General features: G+C 50.7%; 1 protein-coding gene. It reads left to right on the forward strand.

What is annotated here, in order from left to right:
• A partial coding sequence (locus tag AABK37_RS42605; RefSeq protein ID WP_432557336.1) for a tetratricopeptide repeat protein occupies window positions 1-207 on the forward strand: 207 nt, incomplete at both ends.

A 207-nucleotide genomic window follows, 5' to 3' on the forward strand; every position in this document is an offset into this window, starting at 1 on the left:
GGGCAATGCTTACAACTCCCTGGGACAGTACCAACGGGCGATTGAGTTCTTGCAGCAGTCTTTGGAAATATCTAGGGAGATAGGCGATCGCAATGGCGAAGGTGCTTCCTTGGGCAATTTGGGCAATGCTTACAACTCCCTGGGACAGTACCAACGGGCGATTGAGTTCTTGCAGCAGTCTTTGGAAATATCTAGGGAGATAGGCGA

It is taken from the genome of Tolypothrix sp. VBCCA 56010, from assembly GCF_050875635.1.
Classification (GTDB): Bacteria; Cyanobacteriota; Cyanobacteriia; order Cyanobacteriales; family Nostocaceae; genus Hassallia.